At 42.5% G+C, this 473-nt stretch carries 1 protein-coding gene and 1 pseudogene; both read left to right on the plus strand.

What is annotated here, in order from left to right; all coding sequences use genetic code 11:
- A pseudogene (locus A3761_RS28480) lies at positions 1-205 on the plus strand (hypothetical protein); the annotation flags it as partial.
- Positions 123-473 (plus strand): TRAP transporter small permease subunit (locus A3761_RS05045; RefSeq protein WP_197472835.1); only part of this gene is annotated, 351 nt, incomplete at its 3' end. The pseudogene A3761_RS28480 and the gene A3761_RS05045, both read left to right, overlap by 83 nt.

Below are 473 nucleotides of genomic sequence, written 5' to 3' on the forward strand. Positions count from 1 at the left end.
TGACCAAATCTTAAAAAAACTCGTTAATTTCTTAAACGGTCTTAACACCTTGTTTGTTCTGCCGTCACTGGTCTTACTTGTAATTAGTGACGTTATTTTGCGTTCATTATTTTCCTCTCCCATTGCTTGGGCTCACGAATTGTCGGGTTTGCTGCTACTCAGCATGTTCTTTATTAGCGATTCCAAAGTGTATAGAGGGCCATGAATTATTGAGTGTTGACCTGCTTTACCAAGCCTTGTCGGCTTCTAAGCAACGCTCCCTAAAATGCGCTTCATATGTTTTCTTGGTTTTGTTCTCGCTACTTGTCGTTTGGCAGGCGGTGTTGGGCGCGATAGATAGCTATACCTATGAAGATCAAGCTTATACTATCGACATACCTTATTGGCCTTTCTATGCCTTGATGGCTTTTATCGGGCTTGTGACAACGCTTCAATCATTGAGTTTGCTATGGGCTAGCCAAGGTTCTGGTCGA

It is taken from the genome of Oleiphilus sp. HI0123 (assembly GCF_001635315.1).